The organism is Streptomyces sp. NPDC054847, assembly GCF_053610925.1.
On record NZ_JBSGZJ010000078.1, the window covers coordinates 1 to 20,538 of the forward strand.

Consider the following 20,538-nt stretch of genomic DNA (forward strand, 5'->3'; position numbering starts at 1 on the left):
GCCTCCGGCCGTCGGTCCGGCCTCGGCGCCGCTTCCGGGCCGAATGCCCGGCCCCGCTCGCGGCGGCAGGAACGCCGCGAGCCTTCCGCACGGTCGGCCGTGGCCGGCGTCGCGGAAGGCTGGCGTGGGGAAGGCGTCGGCGTCAGCTGTTGGGCGTGGCGGCCGGCTGCCGGCGTCGCAGCAGTACGGACCCGGCGAGGAAGGCGCACGCCCCCGCGCACAGGACCGCGGCCGCTCTGGCCCAGCCGAACGAGTCGCCCAGGCTGCTCTGCAGCAGATTCATGGTCCCGACGCCCGCGAGCGCGTGCAGCGCGGCGACGCCGACCGCGAGGCCGGCGGCGGCCGCCCAGACCAGCGCGGTGTCTCGCACCGCGAGCCATACGGCGACGATCAGGCAGAGCACCGTGACGGCGACGGAGAGGGTCTCGGCGTAGCCGCCGGAACGCAGGCCGGCGACATCGGTGGGCAGATGGATGATGCCGCAGGCGAAGAGAACGACGGCGGCGGGCCAGCGCAGTCCCGAACGCATGGCCGGCGAGACGGTGTGGCCGTCCGGGCCGGCGGCCAGGGCGCCGTTCAGCGCCGCCATGGGCCACGGCGTCTTCGACGGCCGTGTGTCGGCGGCGGTGGCCTGCGGCTCGGCGGGGGCCTCGTGCCTGGCGGTGTTCTCCCCGGGGGGCGGCGAGGGATCGTCATCCGCGGCGGCCTCGTTCGCGGCCGACCGCCATTCGCTGGCGTCGGTGCCGATCATGTTCACCAGCTGCACGACGTCCTCGATGGGCCGGCCGACGGCGGCGGCGCGCAACGTGGTGTCCGCCTCGTGCAGGGGGTGCGGGTACTCGTTGAGCAGGGCGACCAGCTGCCTGACCTCCTCGAGCGGGCGGGAGACCGCCGCGGCACGCAGGGCCAGGTCACCGGGGCTGTCGACCTCTCCGGTCCGCTTCAGCCGGCTCACCAGGGCGGCGACCTCGGCCACCGGACGCTCGGTGGCGGCCGTCCAGAGCAGCGTGTGGATGGGCTGCTCGCTGTCGTTGGGCGCCGGCTCCTCCGTGGGATCGGCGGCCACGGCCCGGGCGGTTTCACCGGCCGGCCGTTCGCCGACGGGCCCGGGCGCCGGGGCGGGGCCCTGGACCGGTGTCTCCTTGCGGAGCGGGCTCGGGTCCTCGATCGCGTCGCGCACAGGCGTCGGTGCCTTGGCGACGGCGACTTCGAAGGCGGCATCCTCGGCGACCGGGTCCCTGGCGGCCGCGGGTGCCGGCCTCCAGGCGTAGACGGCGCTGCGGACCGGGCCGGGCTTGTCGACCGGCGTGGCTATCGGCTCCCGCCTGTCGTCCGGCTCGCCGGCCGTTGCCGGGTCGACGGCCGTGTCCGTCCACGGAGCGGGGGCCTCCGCGCCGGCCTGGGGCGCCCGCGGCTTCCCGGCCGGGGTACGCACGGGGACCGGCTCCTGTCCGGGGGCCGGCCGCGGCCTCTCCGGCCCGCCGGCACCCGTGACCGTGCCGGTGCCCGTGACCGGTCCCGTCCCGGGGAGGGGGGAAGGGTCCTCGGGGAGCAGCGGGCGCCCGGGCTCCGGATGGACGGGGTCGAGGGGGCCGGGGGGAACCGCGGCAGCGGGGAAGACCGGCGGGTAGGAAGGGATCGGCGGCAGCGGCGGAACCGCGCGGGCCGGGAACGCCGGGGCGGCGTACCCGGCGCCCGTGGTGCCGTCGGGGGGCCGCGGGCGGTCGTCCTGGTAGTCGGACGGGGAATGGGTGTTGGGGTCGGTGCTCATGGCGCGGGCTCCGTTCGCGGAACATCCGGGTAGGCGTACACCGTGTCGTTCGTCGTGCGCCGCCTGAGCGCGCACACTTTGTTACATCTAACGGGCATAACGTGACATTGCGCCATCCGGGAACGCCGACAGTGGGCCACCAGGCGGAATCCGCCCGCGGGGCCCGCCGTTCAGCCCTCTGCGTCACCGCCGCCGGACCACGGCCGCGCGGGCGCCGATCCGGCTGCCGTGCCGCCGGCGCCGAGCAGCCCGGTCGGCGACAGACCGGCCTCGCCCTGGAGGCGACCGAGGTCCCGGCGTGCCCGCAAGGCGACGGGTCCCGGCAGCCAGCCCCGGGCCGCCCGCGCCAGACGGAGCCACGGCTGTCCGTACACGGCGGGCGAGCGCCGCTCGATGCCCCGTACGAGACGGTCGGCCACGGGCTGTACCGGGTAGACCTTTCCGGCCGGCCACGGCAGCGCCGCCCGTAGCTCCCGCATCACCCGGTGCTCGTCCGCGGCCCGGATCATCTCGGTGTCGGCCCAGCTGAGGTAGCCGACTCCCACCCCCACGCCACGGTGGGCCACCTCGGCCCTGAGGGAGTACGCGAACGCCTCCGCACCGGACTTGGCCGCGCAGTAGGCGCTCATCATCGGGGCGGGCGCGATCGCCGCGAGGGAGGCGACCTGGAGGAAATAGCCCCGGGTGCGCAGCAGGCCGGGGAGATGCACCTGGGCCGTGAGACAGGTGCCGAGGAGATCGACCTCGAGGATCCGCCGCCAGGTCGCCGGTTCCGTCTCCAGGAACGGCCCGCCCGCCGCCACACCGGCGTTGGCCACCACCACGGACACGGGCCCGAGGCTTTCCTCCACCAGGGCGGCGGTGCGGGTCATGGCCTGTTCGTCGGTGACGTCGACGGGCCAGTGCGCAGCGCCGGGAAGGCTCGACGCCACCCGTGCGAGCAGCGGTTCCTCCAGGCCGAGCAGGGCGACCCGGGCGCCGCGCCCGGAGAGGGTCCTTGCCATGGCCGCTCCGAGCCCGCGGGCCGCGCCGGTCACCACTGCCGTACGGCCGAGAAGGGGCAGGTCTTCGGCCATGGTCGGGCTCCGTCTCCGTCGGCTTCCCTCCCGGTCACCGGTACCGGATACCCCTTTCGGGGGCGTCCATCGACCCGGTGCGGCGCCGCACTCGCCCATCGTGCGGAGGCCGGCGCCTCCCCGGTCGTCCACGGGGTCATAGATCACCGGGTAACGGGCACTCGCTGGTCGACGACGTCCCTTCCAGCCGCTGGAGGACCCATGGCCGTGCACCACCAGCTGATCGCGAAGCCGCCCGCCACCGTGTGGTCGGTGCTCAGCGACCGGGACCGTTACAGCGACTGGGTCGTCGGTACCGACGACAGCCGGCCCGCGTACGGCGACTGGCCGGACGTCGGGGCGGCCCTCGAGTACTCCGTCCGGGTGGGGCCCTGGACCATGCACGGCAGAACGATCGTGCGGCACTGCGAACCGCCGCGGACACTCGAACTCGAGGCGGAGAGCGGTCGGCTGGGCACAGCGCGGATCGCCATCGACATCCGGCCCTGGGGCGAGGACACCCTGGTCGTCCTGGACGAGCATCCGCTGAAGGGGCCCGGAGGCACCTTCCACAACGCGGCGCTGGACGCGTTCCTCCTCGTGCGCCACCGCCGCATGCTCAGCCGCCTGGCCGACGTCGTCGAGAACTCAGGAGAGCGCGATGCCGGACGCAGTGGTGATCGGAGCAGGGCCTAACGGTCTCGTCGGGGCCAACCTCCTCGCGGACGCGGGCTGGAGCGTCGAGGTCCTCGAGGCGCAACCGGAACCGGGCGGCGCGGTTCGCAGCGACCGGGGCGTCCATCCCGACTTCATCAGCGACGTGTGCAGCTCGTTCTACCCGCTGGCAGCCGCCTCCCCGGTGATCTCCGGTCTCGGGCTGCAGCGCGAGGGGCTGCGCTGGGGCCACGCCCCCCACGTACTGGCCCATCCCCTGGCCGACGGCCGGTGCGCCGTCCTGCGGCGCCGCGCCGAGGACACCGCGGCGGGCCTGGAGACCTTCGCACCCGGCGACGGTGCGGCCTGGCGCGACCTGTACGACGTGTGGGAGCGGCTGCGACCGGACATCGTCGACCTGCTGTTCACCCCCTTCCCGCCGGTGATCCCCTCGATGCGGCTCGCTGCCCGGCTCCGGACCGGCGGCGGACTGCGGCTGGCGCGGACCCTGCTGCTTCCCGTACGCCGCCTGGGGGAGGAGGAGTTCGGCGGCGAGGCGGGCAGACTGCTGCTCGCGGGCAACGCGCTGCACGCGGATCTGGCGCCGGAGGCGGCCGGCAGCGGGGGCTTCGGCTGGCTGATGTCGATGCTGGGCCAGAGCCACGGCTTTCCCGTGCCCGTCGGCGGCGCGGGCATGCTGACCGAGGCACTGGTCCGCAGGCTGGAACGTCGCGGCGGCGCGGTCCGGTGCGGCCGGCGTGCCGTCGAGATCGTGGTCCGCGAGGGCCGCGCGGTGGCCGTACGGACCGCGGACGGCGAGTCGGTCCCGGCGCGCCGGGCCGTGCTCGCGGACGTGTCCGTGCCTTCGCTGTACGGGGAGTTGGTCGACCAGCGGCACCTGCCGTCCCGGTTCCTGCGCGATCTGCGCCGTTTCCAATGGGACTTCGCGACGTTCAAGGTCGACTGGGCCCTCAACGGCGCCGTTCCGTGGACAGCGGAGGCCGCGGCCGGCGCCGGGACCGTCCATCTCGCCGACGGCGTCGACGGGCTCACCCGGTTCGCCGCCCAGCTGGCCATGGGGCAGGTGCCCGACCGGCCGTTCCTGCTGTTCGGCCAGATGACCACAGCGGATGCCACCCGCTCCCCGGCGGGCACCGAATCGGCATGGGCGTACACGCACGTGCCCCACCGCACCAAGGGCGACGCGGGCGACGACGGTCTCACCGGCCGCTGGGACCCGCGTGAACGGGAGGCGATGGCCGATCGGATGGAGGAGCAGGTGGAGCGGTACGCGCCCGGCTTCCGTGCCCGGATCATCGCCCGCCGCATCCTCGCCCCGCCGACGCTCGAGGCCGCCGACGCCAACCTCGCGGGCGGTGCCATCAACGGCGGAACGACCGCGCTCCACCAGCAGTTGTTCTTCCGCCCCATGCCCGGCACGGGTCGTCCGGAGACGCCCGTCGAGGGCCTTTACCTGGCCTCCGCGGGGGCGCACCCCGGCGGCGGTGTGCACGGGGCGCCGGGCGCCAACGCGGCACGGGCCGCACTGCGGTTGCTGTCCCCGGGCCGGCTGCTGAGCCGGACCCAGCGCGCCCTCGCCCGCCGGGACCGTGGCGGTGAGCCGAGGGAACCGGGCGGGCGGGAGACGCGAGGGCGGTGAGGTCAGCTGCCGCCGCTGCCGTACGGCCGGGTGATGACCTCCATGCCATGGCCGGCCGGGTCGTGGAAGTACATGCCGCGACCACCGTCGTTGTGGTTGATCTCGCCCGGCCGCTTTCCGTGCGGATCGGCGAAGTAGGTGATGCCAGCGTCCTGGATGCGCCGGAAGACCTGGTCGAACTCTTCCTCGGAGATCAGGAACGCGTAGTGCTGCAACGGGACTTCATGGTCGACGGTCACGAAGTCCAGTGTGACGTTGTTGCTCAGGGTGAGGGGGACGAACGGTCCCCACTCCGGGCCGGTCTCGAGCCCCAGGATGCGGGCGAGGAATTCGGCGGACTCCCGGTTGTCCCGGGCCAGAACAATGGTGTGGTTCAGCTCTACTGACACTGTGGAATGCCTCCGTAAGGCAAACTCACGGGCACCTCCATGCCTCACCCGGTCGGTGACCGACACGCGATGCCGTGCCGGCGATCATAGGACAGAGCGTTCTTCGATGTCACATTCGATTCCGGTCGCCGACGGGCGGCCCCCGACGGTGTGGAGTTCAATGAAGGCGCGGGGTCCGTACGCCTGCCGCACCTGCGGCACAGCACAGGGAGCTCGGGAGCGCCATCTGGGAGTGATCGACGCGTGAGCACCAGCGGCCACATCGTGAACACCGGGTCCGGGCGGCCGGAGGACTCGGCCCTGCTCGTACTCGATCACGTCGGCCGGGTGCTCGCCTGCACCGGCGGCGCGGTGGAGTTGACCGGCCTGTCCGCCGGCGAACTTCAGGGCCGCACGATCGAGGAACTGCTGACGGACCCCGGTGTCTGGTCCGCGCTCCGGGACCACGACCCCGCCGACGACTCGCGCTCGGTGCGGACGGCACTGCTGCACGCCGACGGTTCCCGCCGGGTGCAGCTCGACCTGCTTCCGGTGGACGGCCCTCTGGCCGCCCGGTATCTGGTCCGGCTCGTGCCTGCCGCCGTCGCCGACCGGCGGGAGGAGAACGACGCGCTGCTCCGGGCGCTCTTCTCGCAGAGCGGCATCGGTCTCGCCGTCTACGACAGCGAGCTGCGGCTCATCAGAGGCATCTCACTGCCGAGCGACCCGCGCCCCTCCGCCCTGCTCGCCGGCCGCCGGCTCGGCGAGCTGCTGGTGCCGGAGGACGCGGCCGCCGTGGAGGAACGCCTGCACCGGGTCGTGGCCACGGGGGAGCCGCTGATCGACTTCGTCACCAGGGCCCGGTTGGCCCAGGCCCCCGAACGCGAACGGATCGTCTCCCTGTCGGCCCTGCGCATGGCCGGCCGGGACGGCGTGGCCCGTGGTGTCGCGGTGACGTTCACGGACGTCACCGAGCAGGAACGGGAACGGAGCCGCTCGTCGTTGGTGGCCACCGCGGCCTCCGCGCTGGGCCGCTCCCTGGAGGTCGGCCGCAACACGCAGGTGCTCGCCGACCTGCTGGTGCCCGCCTTCGCCGACCTGGCCTGCGTGGACATCACGGAGGCCCTGCTCGTCGGCGAGGAGCCCGGGGAGTTCGTCACCGGTGCTCCGCTGCGCCGGGTCTCCGCCGTCGCGGGCGGAGGCGAATGGCCGGACCAGCTGTATCCGCAGGGCTCCGTCATCCGGGTCAAGGCCTACGAGAGCGACCGGCTGCGCGGGGGTTCCGCCGTCATCGTGCCCGACCTCGACGAACTGTTGCCCAGGATCGCCGGGGACCCGGATCGCCGGAGGCTGGTGCTGGCGCCGGGCGCCGCCTCGTACATGGTCGTGCCGCTGCAGGCACGCGGCCACGTCCTCGGCGCGGTGTCGGTGTGGCGTTCGCGCGAGCGGGCGCCGTTCGACGCGCGGGACGCCGCGGTCGCCGAGGACATCTGCTCCCGCGCGGCCCTCGCCATCGACAACGCCCGCCGCTACACCCGCGAGCGCCGTACGGCGGAGAGCCTCCAGCGCAGCCTGCTGCCCCGTCCGGTGCTCAAGGTGACCGCGGCGGAGACCGCCGGCGTCTACGTGCCCGGCAGGACACTGGCCGGCACGGGCGGCAGCTGGTTCGACGTCATCACCCTGTCCTCGAGCCGGGTGGCGTTCGTGGTCGGGAACCTGCGGGGTCGCGGGCTCAACGCCGCTGCCGCGATGGGCAGTCTGCGCACGGCGGTGCGCACCCTCGCCGACCTGGACCCGCCGCCCGACGAACTCCTCACTCATCTGGACGACCTGGTGGTACGGCTCGCCGACGACGAGCAGCCGGGCGAGCCCGAGGGGACGGTCCGCGGAGCCACCTGCCTGTACGCCGTCTACGACCCGGTCACCGCCCGCGCACTGATGGCCAGCGCGGGGCACGCGGCGCCCGTGCTGGCCCGGTCGTCCGGGGAGACCGGCCCCGTCGACATGCTTCCCGGTCCGGCGCTCGGGCTCGAGGGCGCCCCCTTCGAACCGGTGGAGGTGGCGCTCTCACCCGGCGATCTGCTGGCCTTCACCGCCGGATCGCTCTCCGACGCGCCCGGGTCCGGCGCCGGACACGTGATCGACCACCTGCGGGAGATCCGGGGCACGGGCGACGCGGCCGCCGTGCCCGAGATCGCGCGGGACATGCTGGTCCCCTTCCTCGCGCACCCCCCGGACGACGACGCGGCGCTGCTGCTCGCGCGGGTGTCCGTGTCGCCCGAAGGGTCCGTCATCGCCTGGGAGTTCCCGGCCGACGTGCGGATCGTGTCCGACGCGCGGGCCCTGGTGACCGAGCGGCTGACCGTATGGGGGCTCGACGAGCTGGTGTTCACCACCGAGCTGATCGTCAGCGAACTCCTGACCAACGCGATCCGCTACGCCGGCGGCCCGGTGAGGGTGCGGCTCATCAGGGACCAGCGGCTGGTGTGCGAGGTCTCCGATCCGAGCGAGACCCAGCCCCATCTTCGCCGGGCACGGCTGACCGACGAGGGCGGACGCGGACTTTTCCTGATCGCCCAACTGGCGCACCGGTGGGGGAGCAGGAACACAGCCGCAGGCAAGACCATCTGGACGGAGCAGCTGCTGCCCTGAGCGGAACCGGCGCCGCGGGACTGTCCGCGCGCCGCCTGACGTGGTCCACTTGACCCACGGGGAGCGTGGCCGATGAACGCGAGACGCAGACGGGGACGCAAGGACGACGGCCGTGGCCGGCCGGTACGGAGACGCGCCGTGGCGGCCACGCTGACCGCTGCCGCACTCACCGTGTCGCTCTACGGATGCACCGGCCCGGAGCCCGGCCCGGCGGAGACCTCCACCTCGTCCGCCGCGCGCGGGACGTCGTACTTCACCGGGCTGCCGGCCAAGCAGGGACCGGTGCTCGCCGTGAAGATAGACAACGTCCGGCCGGCCCGCCCGCACACGGGGCTCGGGGCCGCCGACATCGTCTACGTCGAGCAGGTCGAGTCGGGACTCAGCCGGATACTGGCCGTCTTCTCCTCCACCCTGCCGCCGCGGATCGGCCCGGTGCGCAGCGCGCGGGAGTCCGATCTGGAGCTGCTGCGGCAGTTCGGCAGGCCCGCGCTCGTGTACTCCGGCGCCCAGTCGGCGCTGCGGCCGCTGATCGAGTCCGCACCCGTCGCCGCGCTGCCGCAGGGGGAGGCGCCCGACGCTTTCGTCCGCTCCGGCGACCGCCCCGCGCCGCACAACCTCTATGTGCGGCCCGAACGCGCCCTCGCCGCCGCCCGCGACGTGAGTGACGCGTCGGACATCGGCATGCGCTTCGGCGCCGCTCCCGACGGCGGCCGTCCGCTCGAGGAGCACACCGTGCGCTATCCAGCGGCCCGGTACACCTTCAGCTGGTCACCGGAGCGGAAGCGGTGGCTGGTGGCGATGGACGGGTCCGCCGCGCGGACCACGGACGGGGGACGGCTCGAACCCTCGACGGTCGTGGTGCAGCACACGGAGGTCCGGCCCTCCAAGTTCCGCGACCGCGGCGGCAGCGTGTCGCCGTACACGGAGACGGTCGGCTCGGGCACGGCGCTGGTGCTGCGCGACGGACGCGCCTACGACGCCCGCTGGCAGCGGGCGAGTGCGGACGGGGACACCGTCTTCACCGACGCGGCCGGTGAGCGGCTCGACTTCGCCCCCGGCCAGGTGTGGGTACTGCTCACCGCCCGCTGAGCCCCGCCCCCGCCGTGCCGTGCGCCGCACGTGTCAGGCGCGGCCGGCCGTCGCCCCGCCCGCGGTGATCAGGCGGTGCAGGCGGTCCGCCGCGGCCCGGCCGAATGCCGGGCTGTTGATGTCCGTGTCGTACTCGACCACTTCCACCGCGCTGCCGGACAGACCGTCGCGCAGGGCGGCGAACAGCGCCTCGTCCAGGGCCGGATCGTGGTACGGGCCGCCCGGCGCGCCGAGCGTCGACAGGCCCCGCAGCGGTACGCACACCTCGGCCGGACCGGTCGCCGCCCGCAGCTTGGCGGCGACGCGGCGGCCGAGCTCGGCACACTCCTCCGCCGTCGTGCGGACAACGGTGATCGACGGGTTGTGCACCTGCACATCGCGTCCGCGCAGATGTCGGGGGACGGTGTCGGGCGGACCGAACTTCACCATGTCGAGGGCGCCCAGGCTCACCACCTGGGGTGTGCCCCGGCGTCCGGCGGCGGTCAGCCGGTCCGGTCCCGCGGTGAGGATCCCGCCGACGAGGTCGTCGGCGAGCTCGCTGAGGGTCAGGTCCAGTACGCCCGCGAACAGACCCTGCCCGGCCAGCGACTCCAGCGTCCGGCCGCCGGCTCCGCTGACGTGGAACACCAGCACCTCGTAGCCCAGGCCGGTCAGCCGTTCGCGGGCGGCGTCGACGCCCGCGGTCGTCACCCCCGCCATGCTCGCGGCTATGAGCGGCCTGCCGCCCGCGGCGAGCTCCGTGGGGAGCAGCGCCTTTCGGTGTGTTTCGAAACCTTTCGCCATGCCGGCCGCCGCGTGGGCGGCGTTCGCCAGCACCGGGGCCAGGACGCTGTTGACGCCGGCGATGTCCACGATGCTGTACATCATGGTGATGTCGGACGCCCCGACATAGGGCGACACATCACCGGCGGCCATCGAGGAGACCATCAACTTCGGCACTCCCAGCGGCAGTTCCCTCATCGCCCTGGTCGCGATCGACGTTCCGCCGCTGCCGCCCACCGCGAGGACGGCGTGCAGCCGGCCCTCGTCGTACAGGCGCAGCACGCTCGCGGCGGCCCCGCGGGCCATGGCCGTCACGGCCATGCCGCGGTCCGCGGCCGCCCGTAGCCCGGCCAGGTCGGCGCCTGCCGCGCGGGCCACTTCGGAACGCGGCACGTCGGCCTCGATCCGCGGCTCGCCCACCACGCCGGCGTCGACCACCAGCACCTCGACCCCGGCGGCCAGCAGCCGTTCACGCAGCCAGCCGTACTCCACACCCTTGGTGTCCAGCGTGCCCACCAGTACAACTGTCGCCATGACACGTACTGTTCGCGGAATTCCGGCGGTCGACAAGAGTGCCTGACCGGTCGTCCCCGGTCAGGCGGCGGGCGGAGCGGTGCTGTTGCGGACCACCAGGCTGGTCGCCAGGTCGATCCGGGTCGCGGCCGGCCGCCGGCCGCGACCGAGGTCCAGCACGAGCCGTGCGGCGGCCTCGGCCATCTCCGTCAGCGGTTGCCGCACGGTGGTGAGCGGCGGGCCCACCCAGCGCGCCAGCGGCAGATCGTCGAAGCCCACGATGCTCAGGTCCTCCGGGATCCGGACCCCGAGCTCCCGGGCGGCCTCGTAAAGACCGAGGGCCTGAAGGTCGTTGCCGGTGAACACGGCGGTCGGCGGCTGCGGCAGCCGCAGCAGTTCGAGACCGGCGGCGTGGCCGGCCTCGTGGTGGAAGTCGCCCTCCCGTACCAGCTCGGCGTCGACCGGCACGCCGGCGCTCTCCAGTGCCGAGCGGTAGCCGTCGATGCGGGCGCGGCTGCACATCATCCGCGAGGGGCCGCCGATCACGCCGATCCGGCGGTGGCCGAGCTCGAGCAGATGCCGGGTGGCGGCGAGGCCGCCCTGCCAGTTGGTGGCGCCGACCGAGGGCACCTCGTCACCGGGGTCGCCGGCCGGGTCCACCACGACGAACGGGATGTCGCGGCTGGTCAGCTGGGCGCGCTGGGCCGGGTCGAGGTCGGAGAGGACCAGGATCACCCCGGCGGGGCGACGGGCGAGGACACCGTCCACCCACGTCTGGCCGGGCATGAGCCGCCCGGCGCTCTCCGAGAGGACCAGGGACAGGCCCTCTTCCCGCGCCACGTTCTCCACCCCTCGGATGACCTCCATGGCCCAGGAGCTCTCCAGCTCGTGGAAGACGAGGTCGATCATCCGGGACTGCTGCGAGGCGCCGCGCCGCCGGCGGTAGCCGTGGCGGCGCAGCAGCTCCTCCACCCGGGTGCGGGTGGCAGCGGCGACATCGGCTCGCCCGTTCAGGACTTTCGAAACTGTCGGAGCCGACACCCCGGCCGCGCGGGCGATCTCGGCCAGTGTGGCACCGCCCTCGACCGTTTCGTCCGAGGACGGATCCTCCGGTCGGGACTGGACGTCTGCGGGTCTCATGCAGGGATCGTAGCCCGCCGCACGCTGTGCACAAGCTCTGACCACTGATCGCGGAAAGCTTTCGCGGGACCTCTTGACGCGCCGGAAACGCACTCGTACCGTTCCGGCAACATTCGCCAAGCAATTCGAAACATTCGATGAGGGGCAGTTATGGGGTCGGGCTTTCTCCGCAGAGGTACGGGTACGGCCAGATGGACCGCGGCGCTCGCCGCGACGGCGATGGCCGCGGTCCTCGCCGGCTGCGGCTCCGGCAGCGGCACCGGGGCCGCGAACAGCACCATCACCGCCTACGTCTACGGCGACGACGCGGTGAAGGTTCAGCAGGCGGCGGTCGAGGAGTTCAACAAGACGTCGGACGTCAAGGTCAAGCTGGTCTCGGTCCCCGGCGCCGAGTACGTCAACAAGCTCCGCACCGCCATGGGCTCGCCCAACGCCCCGGACGTCTTCTTCAACTGGGGCGGCGGCTCCATCAAGCCGTACGTGGACGCCGGCCAGCTCGTCGACCTCTCCCCGCACTTCCAGAAGGACGAGACCCTGCGGAGCGGGTTCCTGCCGTCCATCGTCGAAGCGGGCAGCCTCGACGGCAAGGTCTACGGCGTACCCATGCGCGGCATGCAGCCGGTGATGCTCTTCTACAACAAGACCCTGTTCGCCGAGAACAACCTCCAGCCGCCGAAGACCTGGGACGACCTGCAGAAGGCCATCAGCACCTTCAAGGCGAAGAAGATCACGCCGTTCGCGCTCGGCGGCACCGACGCCTGGACCCAGCTCATGTGGCTCGAGTACCTGCTCGACCGCATCGGCGGCCCCGAGGTCTTCAAGAAGATCCAGAACGGCGACTCCTCCGCCTGGGGCGACCCTGCGGTCCTCAAGGCCGCGCAGACGACCCGGCAGCTGATCGACGACGGCGCCTTCGGCAAGAACTTCAACTCGGTCTCCTACTCCAACGGCGGCGCCCCCGCGCTCTTCGCCCAGGGCAAGGCCGCGATGCACCTGATGGGCTCGTGGGAGTACTCCACCCAGCTGGGCAAGGCCCCCGACTTCGCCAAGAAGGACCTCGCCTGGACCGCGTTCCCGACCGTGGCCGGCGGCACCGGTGACCCGGGCAACGTCGTGGGCAACCCCACCAACTACTGGTCGGTCAACGCCCGCACCAAGCACAAGGACGCCGCCATCGACTTCCTGAAGACGATGGCCTCCAAGGAGTACTCGAAGGCCCTCGTCGACAACGGCGACATCCCCACCACCGCCAACGCCTCCCAGATGCTCCAGACCTCACCCAACCCCGGGTTCGCCGAGTTCCAGTACAAGATGGTCCAGCTGGCCCCGAGCTTCACGCTCTCCTGGGACCAGGCGCTGGAGGCGAGCAAGGCCACCCCGATGCTCACCGAGATCAACAAGCTGTTCGCGGGCAAGTCCACGCCGGAGCAGTTCGTCGAGGCCCTGAAGGCGCTCAAGTAACCATGACAGAAGTTTCCACACCGCTCGAGAAGCAGCGGAGCAGAGCGGCGGCCGCCACGAGGCGCGGCCGCCGCACTGCGGCGGGCCAGGGCTTCGGCCGTCCCTCCGTCACCTGGGCACTGCCCGGCATCCTCTTCTTCGGGCTCTTCGCAATCGTGCCGATGGCGTTGGCCGTCTATCTGTCCTTCTGCTCCTGGGACGGACTCACCGCACCGACGCCCGTCGGACTCGACAACTGGACGCGGCTGTTCAAGGATCCGGAATTCCGCCAGGCCGGCTGGCTCAGCCTGCTGCTGACCGTCATCAGCTGGGCCTTCCAGACGCCCATCGCGCTAATGCTGGGCGTATGGGCGGCAGGCAGGCAGCGCAACCGTGCCGTGCTCTCCGCGATCTTCTTCGTCCCCCTGCTGCTGTCCACCACGGCGATCGCGGTGCTCTTCCACACGCTCCTCGACCCCAACTTCGGTGTGATCAAGGAGATCGGGCCCTGGTTCGGGATCGACCCCAACATCCTGGGCTCGTCCACCGGAGCGCTGCTCACCGTGGCCTTCGTCGGCGGCTGGCAGTTCATGCCGTTCCACACCCTGATCTACCAGGGCGGCACCCGGCAGATCCCGCAGGTGCTCTACCAGGCGGCCTCGATCGACGGGGCGGGACCGGTCCGGCAGTTCTTCTCGATCACCCTGCCCCAACTGCGCAACACCATCACCACGTCGTCGGTGCTGATGATCGTCGGATCGCTGACGTACTTCGACACCGTGCTCATCATGACCAAGGGCGGACCCGGCACCGACACCACGATCGTGCCCTACCTGATGTACCGCACCGGTTTCCAGAGCTACGACCTCGGCTATGCCAGCGCCATCGCCACGGCGCTCGTCGTGGTGGCGACCGCCCTGTCCCTGCTGATGGTGAAGTTCAGCGGATTCGGGTCCATGCGCTCCACCAGGGAAGGAATGTGACCGGCGTGTCCGCACAGCTGAACACCGCAAGGACCGTGCGCAGGACCCGCCGCCGGCCGAAGGGCAACCCGCTCGTCGGCCTGGGAGCACTGGCCTGGCTCGTCATCGTGCTGGTGCCGCTCTACACCCTGCTCTCCTCCTCACTGACCCGGCAGGACCAGGCGCTCAGCGGCAACCCGCTGGCCCTCCCGACCGATCCCACGCTCGAGAACTACAACACCGTGCTCAGCAGCGGCTTCTTCACCCTGCTGGCCAACACCGCCGTCGTGGCCGTCGCCACGGTCGCCATCGTGCTGGCGCTCTCCGTCCCGCTCGCCTACGTGGCCGTGCGCACCAGGAGCAGGCTGTCGTCGATGGCCTTCCGGACCTTCCTGCTCGGCGTGGCCATCCCGGCCCAGGCCGTCGTCGTGCCGCTGTACCTCCTCATCGCCGAGATGGGCCTGTACGACTCGCTGGCAGCGGTGATCCTGCCGACCGCCGCGTTCTCGATGCCGGTCGCCGTGCTGGTGCTCACCTCGACCCTCCGTGACATCTCGGAGGAGCTGTACGAGGCGATGGGGCTGGACGGCGCCACGCCGCTGCGCATGCTGTGGCAGCTCGCCGTGCCCATGTCGCGGGCCGGTATCAGCACCGTCGCCATCTTCTCGGCACTGCAGGCGTGGAACGGCTTCCTGTTCCCGCTGATCCTCACCCAGTCCGAGGAACAGCGTGTGCTGACCCTCGGCCTGTTCAACTTCATGGGCCAGTTCGGGCTCAACGTCCCCGCCCTGCTCGCGGCCGTCGTGCTGTCCGTGATCCCCATCTTCACGGTCTATCTCTTCGCCAGGCGCGCCCTTGTCAACGGCCTGATGGGCGTCGGCGGCAAGTAACCCGCCACCCAGCCCGCACATTTGCCACCACCGAGAGGAACCCCTGCCCGATGGCAATTCCGCATGCCCCGGACGCGCCCACCGCGTTCCCCGACGCCGAAGGCCCCTGGCGCGACCCCTCGCTCAGTGACGCAGAACGCGTCGACGACCTCATGGGCAGAATGACCCTCGAGGAGAAGACGGCCCAGCTCTACGGCGTGTGGGTGGGCGCCGACGGCGACGGCGACGGTGTGGCCCCCCACCAGAACGACATGGTCGACCCGGTCGACTGGGACAGCCTCATCAGCCGCGGCCTCGGCCAGCTCACCCGGCCCTTCGGCACCGCTCCCGTCGACCCGGCGACCGGCGCGGTGGCACTGGCCCGCGCCCAGCGGGAGATCGCCGACGCGAACCGCTTCGGCATCCCGGCGCTCACCCACGAGGAGTGCCTGGCCGGCTTCACCGCCTGGTCCGCCACCGCCTACCCCGTACCGCTGGCCTGGGGCGCCACCTTCGACCCCGACCTGGTCGCCGGGATGGCGCGCCGCATCGGCGAGGACATGCGCGCCGTGGGCGTGCACCAGGGACTCGCCCCCGTCCTCGACGTCGTCCGCGACCTGCGCTGGGGCCGGGTGGAGGAGACGATCGGCGAGGACCCGTACCTCGTCGCCACCCTCGGCACCGCCTACGTGCAGGGACTCCAGTCCACCGGGATCATCGCCACCCTCAAGCACTTCGCCGGCTACTCGGCATCCGCCGGCGCCCGCAACCTCGCTCCCGTCCGCGCCGGCGCGCGCGAACTCGCGGACGTCATCCTCCCGCCGTTCGAGATGGCCCTGCGGGAGGGCGGCGCCCGCTCCGTGATGCATTCCTACGCCGAGATCGACGGAGTCCCCGCCGCGGCGGACGCCCGGCTGCTGACCGAACTCCTCCGGGAGACCTGGGGCTTCGACGGCACGGTCGTCGCGGACTACTTCGGCATCGGCTTCCTCGAGACCCTCCACAAGGTCGCCGCCGGGCGCGGCGACTCCGCGCGGCTCGCGCTGACCGCCGGTGTCGACGTCGAACTGCCGACCGTCCGCGCCTACGGCGACGCGCTCGTCGAAGCGGTGAGGGACGGGCTGGTGCCGGAGGCGCTCGTCGACCGCGCGCTGCGCCGGGTCCTGCTCCAGAAGTGCGAACTGGGCCTGCTCGACCCCGACTGGTCCCCGCTGCCCCCGGTGCTCCAGGGATCGGACGGCGTGCTGCGGGGATCGGACGGCGAGGCGGAGACCTTGCGCGGCACCGTCGACCTCGACCCTCCCGCCAACCGGGAGACCGCCCGTCTCGTCGCCGAGCAGTCCTGCGTGCTGCTCGCCAACGACGCCGGCGTACTGCCGCTCCGCGACACCGCGCGGATCGCGGTCGTCGGACCCCGTGCCGACGACCCGCTGGCCATGCTCGGCTGCTACTCCTTCCCCAGCCACGTCGGCGTCTCGCACCCCGGGATTCCCCTCGGCGTGGACATCCCGACCGTGCTGGCGTCGCTGACCGACGAGTTCCCCGGTGCCGCGGTCCGCCACGCCGCCGGCTGCGACGTCGACGGGCCCGACACCTCCGGCATCGCCGAGGCGGTGCGTCTCGCCCAGGACGCCGACGTATGCGTGGCCGTGCTGGGCGACCGCGCCGGACTCTTCGGCCGCGGCACCTCCGGCGAGGGCTGCGACGCCGCGGACCTCTCCCTGCCCGGCGTCCAGGCCGAGCTGCTGGACGCCCTGGTGGCCACCGGCGTCCCCGTCGTGGCCGTGCTGGTGACGGGCCGTCCGTACGCGCTCGGCCGCTGGGCGGACCGGCTCGCGGCCGTGGTGCAGGCCTTCTTCCCCGGCGAGGAGGGCGGACCCGCCCTGGCCGGGGTGCTTTCCGGGCGCGTCAACCCGTCCGGCCGGCTGCCGGTCGGGGTGCCGTACGGGCCTGGCGGCCAGCCCTGGACGTACCTCCAGCCGCCGCTCGGACTGGCGGGCGGGGTGAGCAACCTCGACCCCACACCGCTCTTCCCGTTCGGGCACGGACTCTCCTACACGACCTTCCAGTGGGAGGCCGGGCCGCCCGCTCCCGCGGAACTCCCCACCGACGGGTCGGCCGACATCGGCGTGGTGGTGCGCAACACCGGCGACCGCGACGGCGCCGAGGTCGTCCAGCTCTATCTGCACGACCCGGTCGCCCAGACCACCCGGCCGCAGGTCCGGCTGATCGGCTACGCCAGGGTGGAGCTCGCGGCGGGGCGGGCGGCGCAGGTCCGTTTCCGCTTCCACGCCGACCTGGCGTCCTTCACGGGCGTCGCCGGGCGCCGGATCGTCGAACCGGGCGACCTCGAGCTGCGGTTCGCGACGTCCAGCGCGCCCGGCGACGCCCGGCACACAATGCGGCTGCGCCTGACCGGCCCGGAGCGCACAGTGGGCCACGACCGCGTTCTGCACCCCGACACCGTCGTCGAACCGGTCGACGGCTGACCCCGAGCACCGCACACGAGATCCCCGGGAGCGGACCGCTCCCGGGGATCTCCTGTTCCTCAGCGCAGCCGCATGCTCTCCGGGGGCCCGAGATAGCTGGGCCGCAGACCGCCGGTGTCGACGACCAGCTTCTGCAGCACCACCGTCGGGTCGACCATCCAGAACCGGAGCACATGCCGGCCCGCGCGGCCGATCCGGTGCTCGGTGTCGGTGAGGTTGACGTTGTCGGAGGTGGTGCGCGCCCACCGGCGGTTCATCGTGCCGTCGTCGGACCCGGTGGCCTTCGTGATGTTCACCGTCTGCGGCCGGTCGTCGTCGAAGGACACCGCGTACTTCAGCCCGTCGGTCGCCAGCACGTTGTTGCGGGGCGAGAGGTACGCCCACACGGTGATCCGGCCGGTGGTGAACAGGGTCAGCTCGTACTGGAGATGAGGACCGTCACCCGGGGTGCGGCGCGCCGCCGTCACCGGGAACGGCTCCATGCCGCCGCCGGTGCGGCCGATGCCCGGGATGCGCTGCCAGGTCACCGAACTGCTGCCCACGGCCTTCGCGTAGTGCTCGGCCTCGATGGAGACGTAGCCGTTCGCCTCGATGAACCCGGACAGCCGCGCACGTGACACCCGCGGATTGTCGATCACCGCTTCGACGCGCACCGTGCGGCCGTCCGGGCCGCGGACGTCCACCGGCAGCCGGGTGGTGCCCTTGGGCGCCCTGGACCAGTCGACGCGCAGGGTCACCCGCTGCTGTGTCCCGACCCGGCCGCGCGGCCGGTCGGCGCTGAGCCACGGGGCGCCGGTGCGGACCTCGTAGTCGAAGGACCCGCCACCCCGGTTGAAGACCTCGATGTACTGGGCCGGCTGGCTCTGGTACGGGCTGAAGACCGGCAGTGTGGCCGGCGTCCGCTCCTCGTTCGGCCACCATGCCGCGCTGCCGTCGACCGCCACGCCCATCTCCGGACGCTCGGGGAGCTCGATGCGCTTGACGGCGGGGAAGATCTCGTCGGGCAGCGCGATGTGGTTCAGCTCCGGCTGCTGCCACGGCGCGTTGGGTCCGTAGCGTGCGACATCGCCGTAGCCGATGTGCGGCTGGGTCTGGAAGCCGCGCCACTTGCCGCCCGCGACCTCGTTGTTGAACCGGTCGGAGAGCGCGAAGTCGTCGGCGAGCCGGGCCTCCGCCCGGGCCGCCAGCTCGTTGGTGAGGGCCCGGCCCTGGGCCGCGTAGTGGAGGTTGGTGAACTCGGCCTCGCGCAGCGCGTACACGTTGGCGGTGGCCTCGACCTCGTAGCCGACGAGCTGGTACCAGGCGTCCTGGCCGGCGGCCGGTATCCGGCGGCCGATCTCCCGTGCCTCCCGGGCCAGCTGCCGCCAGTCCTCCGTGACCCGTTCCAGCTCCCGGTAGTCGGTGAGGCTGAAGGGGGTGGCCTCGTCGTCGTGGACGACGGCGCTGTCGTCCGTGGTGAGGTCCTTGGCCGGGTCCAGGGTGATCCTGCGGTTGAGCAGTTCGGGCTTGCGCCGGGACTGGAGCCGGGCGTAGCGGTCCAGCACGGCGGCGATCGCGGCGGCCTCCCGTTCGCCGAAGTTCTGCCGGGCGTAGCCCAGTTCCCACTCGGGGAGCCGGTCCAGCTCCCAGCGGCGGGGGTTCCACGCGTAGTCCATGAAGAACTGCGTGGGCAGTTCGTTGCCCTTCAGATCGCCGACGTTGGTGACCCACAGCCGGTCGTTGCCGTACGCGAAGGACTGGCTGAGCTGGTCCCACATGTTGGGCAGTGTGGTGGTGTCGACCCACTTGTAGTTGCGGCCCACGCCCACGTAGTCGAAGTGGTAGTAGAGGCCGTAGCCGCCGTCGCGGGCGTCGGTGGAGAGCGAGGGCACCTTGCGGACGTTGCCCCAGTTGTCGTCCGTGAGCACGACTGTCACGTCGTCGGGGACCCGCAGCCCGCGGTCCCAGTAGCGCTGCACCTCCTTGTACAGCGTCCACACCTGCGGCAGTGCCGCCGGGTCCTTGCCGGTGATCTCGGTGATGATGGTGCGCTGGGTGGCGATGATCTCGCTCATCAGGTCGATGGCGTCGCCGTCGGGCAGGCTGGTGTCACCGTTGCCCCGCATACCGAGGGTGATGACGCCCTCGAAGTCCTCGTCCTTCATCCGGCGGACCCCGTCGGCCCAGTACGCCTTGACGGCCTCCTTGTTGCGCCGGAAGGACCACTCGCCGGTGCCGCCGTAGGGGTCGTGACCGGGTGTGGTGATGTTGCCGTCCTGGTCGCGCACCGCGGGGACGGCGTGCCGGTTCCACTCCTCGATGCCGCGCATCATCGGCGCCTCGTGCGAGGTGCCCATCACGATGCCGTACGCCTTGGCCGTGGCGTGGTTCAGCGGGTCGTCCTCGGCGAACGCCCGGCCCCAGACCGCCGGCCACAGGTAGTTGGCCTTGAGCCGGAGCATCACCTCGAAGACCTTGGCGTAGAAGGCCGCGTTGAAACCGCCCTCGAAACCGGGGGCCTTGCCCGGGCCGAAGAAGGCGGGCGCCCAGGTGCCCAGCGCCGGGTTCTCGTCGTTGATGAAGATGCCGCGGTACTTCACCGCCGGGGTGCCCTGGGTGTGCCTGCCGCGCCGCACGTACAGCGCGTCGCGGTGGCGCGGCGCGACGTCGTCCCACCAGTACCAGGGGGAGACCCCGATGCCGCGGGAGACGTCGTACGCGCCGAAGATCGTGCCCCGCTGGTCGCTGCCCGCGATCACGAAGGCGCGGTCGACGCCGGGCATCGGGTGTTCGACGACCGTCTGCAGCGAGGTCTCCCACTTGCCTTCGACGCCGCGCACATCGAGCTTGCCGGCCGCGATCAGCCCGTCGATCAACGGACTGCGGCCGATGGTGCCGACGATCGTGACCTCCCGCTGCCGCGGGACGCCGTCCTGGAGCAGCGCCGGCCGTACACCGGTGACCCGTTCGATGTCGTCCCGCAGATCGCCCACGACGCGGACGACACCTTCGTGGTCGGCGGAGCTCACCACGACGGGAGCCGCTCTGCCCGCCCGGACCAGCGGGAAGCCGCCCGGTTCCGGTGCGAAGGAGATGTACGAGCCGGGGTCCGTCGCCCGGCTCGTGCCGCCGCCC

14 protein-coding genes are annotated in these 20,538 nt (G+C 72.4%); 8 read left to right on the plus strand and 6 right to left on the minus strand.

Translation table 11 applies throughout. From position 1 onward, the window contains the following. Positions 1 to 142: 142 nt before the first annotated feature. The gene (locus ACWGH4_RS11705; RefSeq protein WP_453458845.1) at positions 143 to 1,771 is read right to left on the minus strand and encodes a hypothetical protein; all 1,629 of its coding nucleotides are present in this window, start codon (positions 1,769 to 1,771) and stop codon (positions 143 to 145) included. A 170-nt stretch (positions 1,772 to 1,941) separates the two neighbouring features. Then, positions 1,942 to 2,847 (minus strand): short-chain dehydrogenase/reductase, encoded by a 906-nt coding sequence (locus ACWGH4_RS11710; RefSeq protein WP_453458848.1) that lies wholly within the window; start codon positions 2,845 to 2,847, stop codon positions 1,942 to 1,944. Positions 2,848 to 3,048: 201 nt separating this feature from the next. On the opposite strand from ACWGH4_RS11710, the gene ACWGH4_RS11715 reads away from it, so the two are divergent. After that, positions 3,049 to 3,522, plus strand: coding sequence for an SRPBCC family protein (locus tag ACWGH4_RS11715; protein WP_453458851.1), 474 nt, complete (start codon positions 3,049 to 3,051; stop codon positions 3,520 to 3,522). After that, a complete protein-coding gene (locus ACWGH4_RS11720) occupies positions 3,488 to 5,140 on the plus strand; it encodes a phytoene desaturase family protein (RefSeq protein WP_453458854.1) in 1,653 nt (550 codons plus the stop codon). Before ACWGH4_RS11715 ends, ACWGH4_RS11720 begins: the two co-directional genes overlap by 35 nt. A 2-nt stretch (positions 5,141 to 5,142) precedes the next feature. On the opposite strand, the gene ACWGH4_RS11725 is transcribed toward ACWGH4_RS11720, so the two are convergent. Further along, a complete protein-coding gene (locus ACWGH4_RS11725; protein WP_441264669.1) occupies positions 5,143 to 5,529 on the minus strand; it encodes a VOC family protein in 387 nt (128 codons plus the stop codon). 243 nt (positions 5,530 to 5,772) lie between these two features. Between ACWGH4_RS11725 and ACWGH4_RS11730 the strand changes: the two genes are divergently transcribed. After that, on the plus strand, positions 5,773 to 8,160 hold the full coding sequence (locus tag ACWGH4_RS11730) for a SpoIIE family protein phosphatase (RefSeq protein ID WP_453458858.1): 2,388 nt from the start codon (positions 5,773 to 5,775) through the stop codon (positions 8,158 to 8,160). A 72-nt stretch (positions 8,161 to 8,232) separates the two neighbouring features. Continuing rightward, positions 8,233 to 9,249, plus strand: a complete 1,017-nt coding sequence (locus tag ACWGH4_RS11735; RefSeq protein ID WP_453458861.1) for a DUF3048 domain-containing protein — start codon at positions 8,233 to 8,235, stop codon at positions 9,247 to 9,249. Between the two features lie 33 nt (positions 9,250 to 9,282). On the opposite strand, the gene ACWGH4_RS11740 is transcribed toward ACWGH4_RS11735, so the two are convergent. Both ACWGH4_RS11740 and ACWGH4_RS11745 read right to left on the minus strand, forming a co-directional pair. After that, positions 9,283 to 10,545 carry a Tm-1-like ATP-binding domain-containing protein gene (locus ACWGH4_RS11740; RefSeq protein WP_453458864.1) on the minus strand — a complete coding sequence of 421 codons (1,263 nt, stop codon included), beginning with the start codon at positions 10,543 to 10,545 and terminating at the stop codon, positions 9,283 to 9,285. Positions 10,546 to 10,605: 60 nt separating this feature from the next. Further along, a complete protein-coding gene (locus ACWGH4_RS11745; protein ID WP_441264665.1) occupies positions 10,606 to 11,664 on the minus strand; it encodes a LacI family DNA-binding transcriptional regulator in 1,059 nt (352 codons plus the stop codon). Positions 11,665 to 11,883: 219 nt separating this feature from the next. Between ACWGH4_RS11745 and ACWGH4_RS11750 the strand changes: the two genes are divergently transcribed. The 4 genes from ACWGH4_RS11750 to ACWGH4_RS11765 are packed head-to-tail and all read left to right on the plus strand — an operon-like array spanning position 11,884 to position 17,424. Then, positions 11,884 to 13,125 (plus strand): ABC transporter substrate-binding protein, encoded by a 1,242-nt coding sequence (locus tag ACWGH4_RS11750; RefSeq protein WP_453458878.1) that lies wholly within the window; start codon positions 11,884 to 11,886, stop codon positions 13,123 to 13,125. Between the two features lie 2 nt (positions 13,126 to 13,127). Then, the gene (locus ACWGH4_RS11755; RefSeq protein WP_453458868.1) at positions 13,128 to 14,087 is read left to right on the plus strand and encodes a carbohydrate ABC transporter permease; all 960 of its coding nucleotides are present in this window, start codon (positions 13,128 to 13,130) and stop codon (positions 14,085 to 14,087) included. Positions 14,088 to 14,092: 5 nt separating this feature from the next. After that, positions 14,093 to 14,956 (plus strand): ABC transporter permease subunit, encoded by an 864-nt coding sequence (locus tag ACWGH4_RS11760; RefSeq protein WP_441264663.1) that lies wholly within the window; start codon positions 14,093 to 14,095, stop codon positions 14,954 to 14,956. A 50-nt stretch (positions 14,957 to 15,006) separates the two neighbouring features. Then, complete coding sequence (locus ACWGH4_RS11765; protein ID WP_453458872.1) at positions 15,007 to 17,424, plus strand: beta-xylosidase/alpha-l-arabinosidase; 2,418 nt, start codon at positions 15,007 to 15,009, stop codon at positions 17,422 to 17,424. Between the two features lie 59 nt (positions 17,425 to 17,483). Here the strand turns inward: ACWGH4_RS11765 and ACWGH4_RS11770 are convergent. Beyond that, positions 17,484 to 20,538 (minus strand): glycosyl hydrolase 115 family protein (locus tag ACWGH4_RS11770; RefSeq protein WP_453458875.1); only part of this gene is annotated, 3,055 nt, incomplete at its 5' end.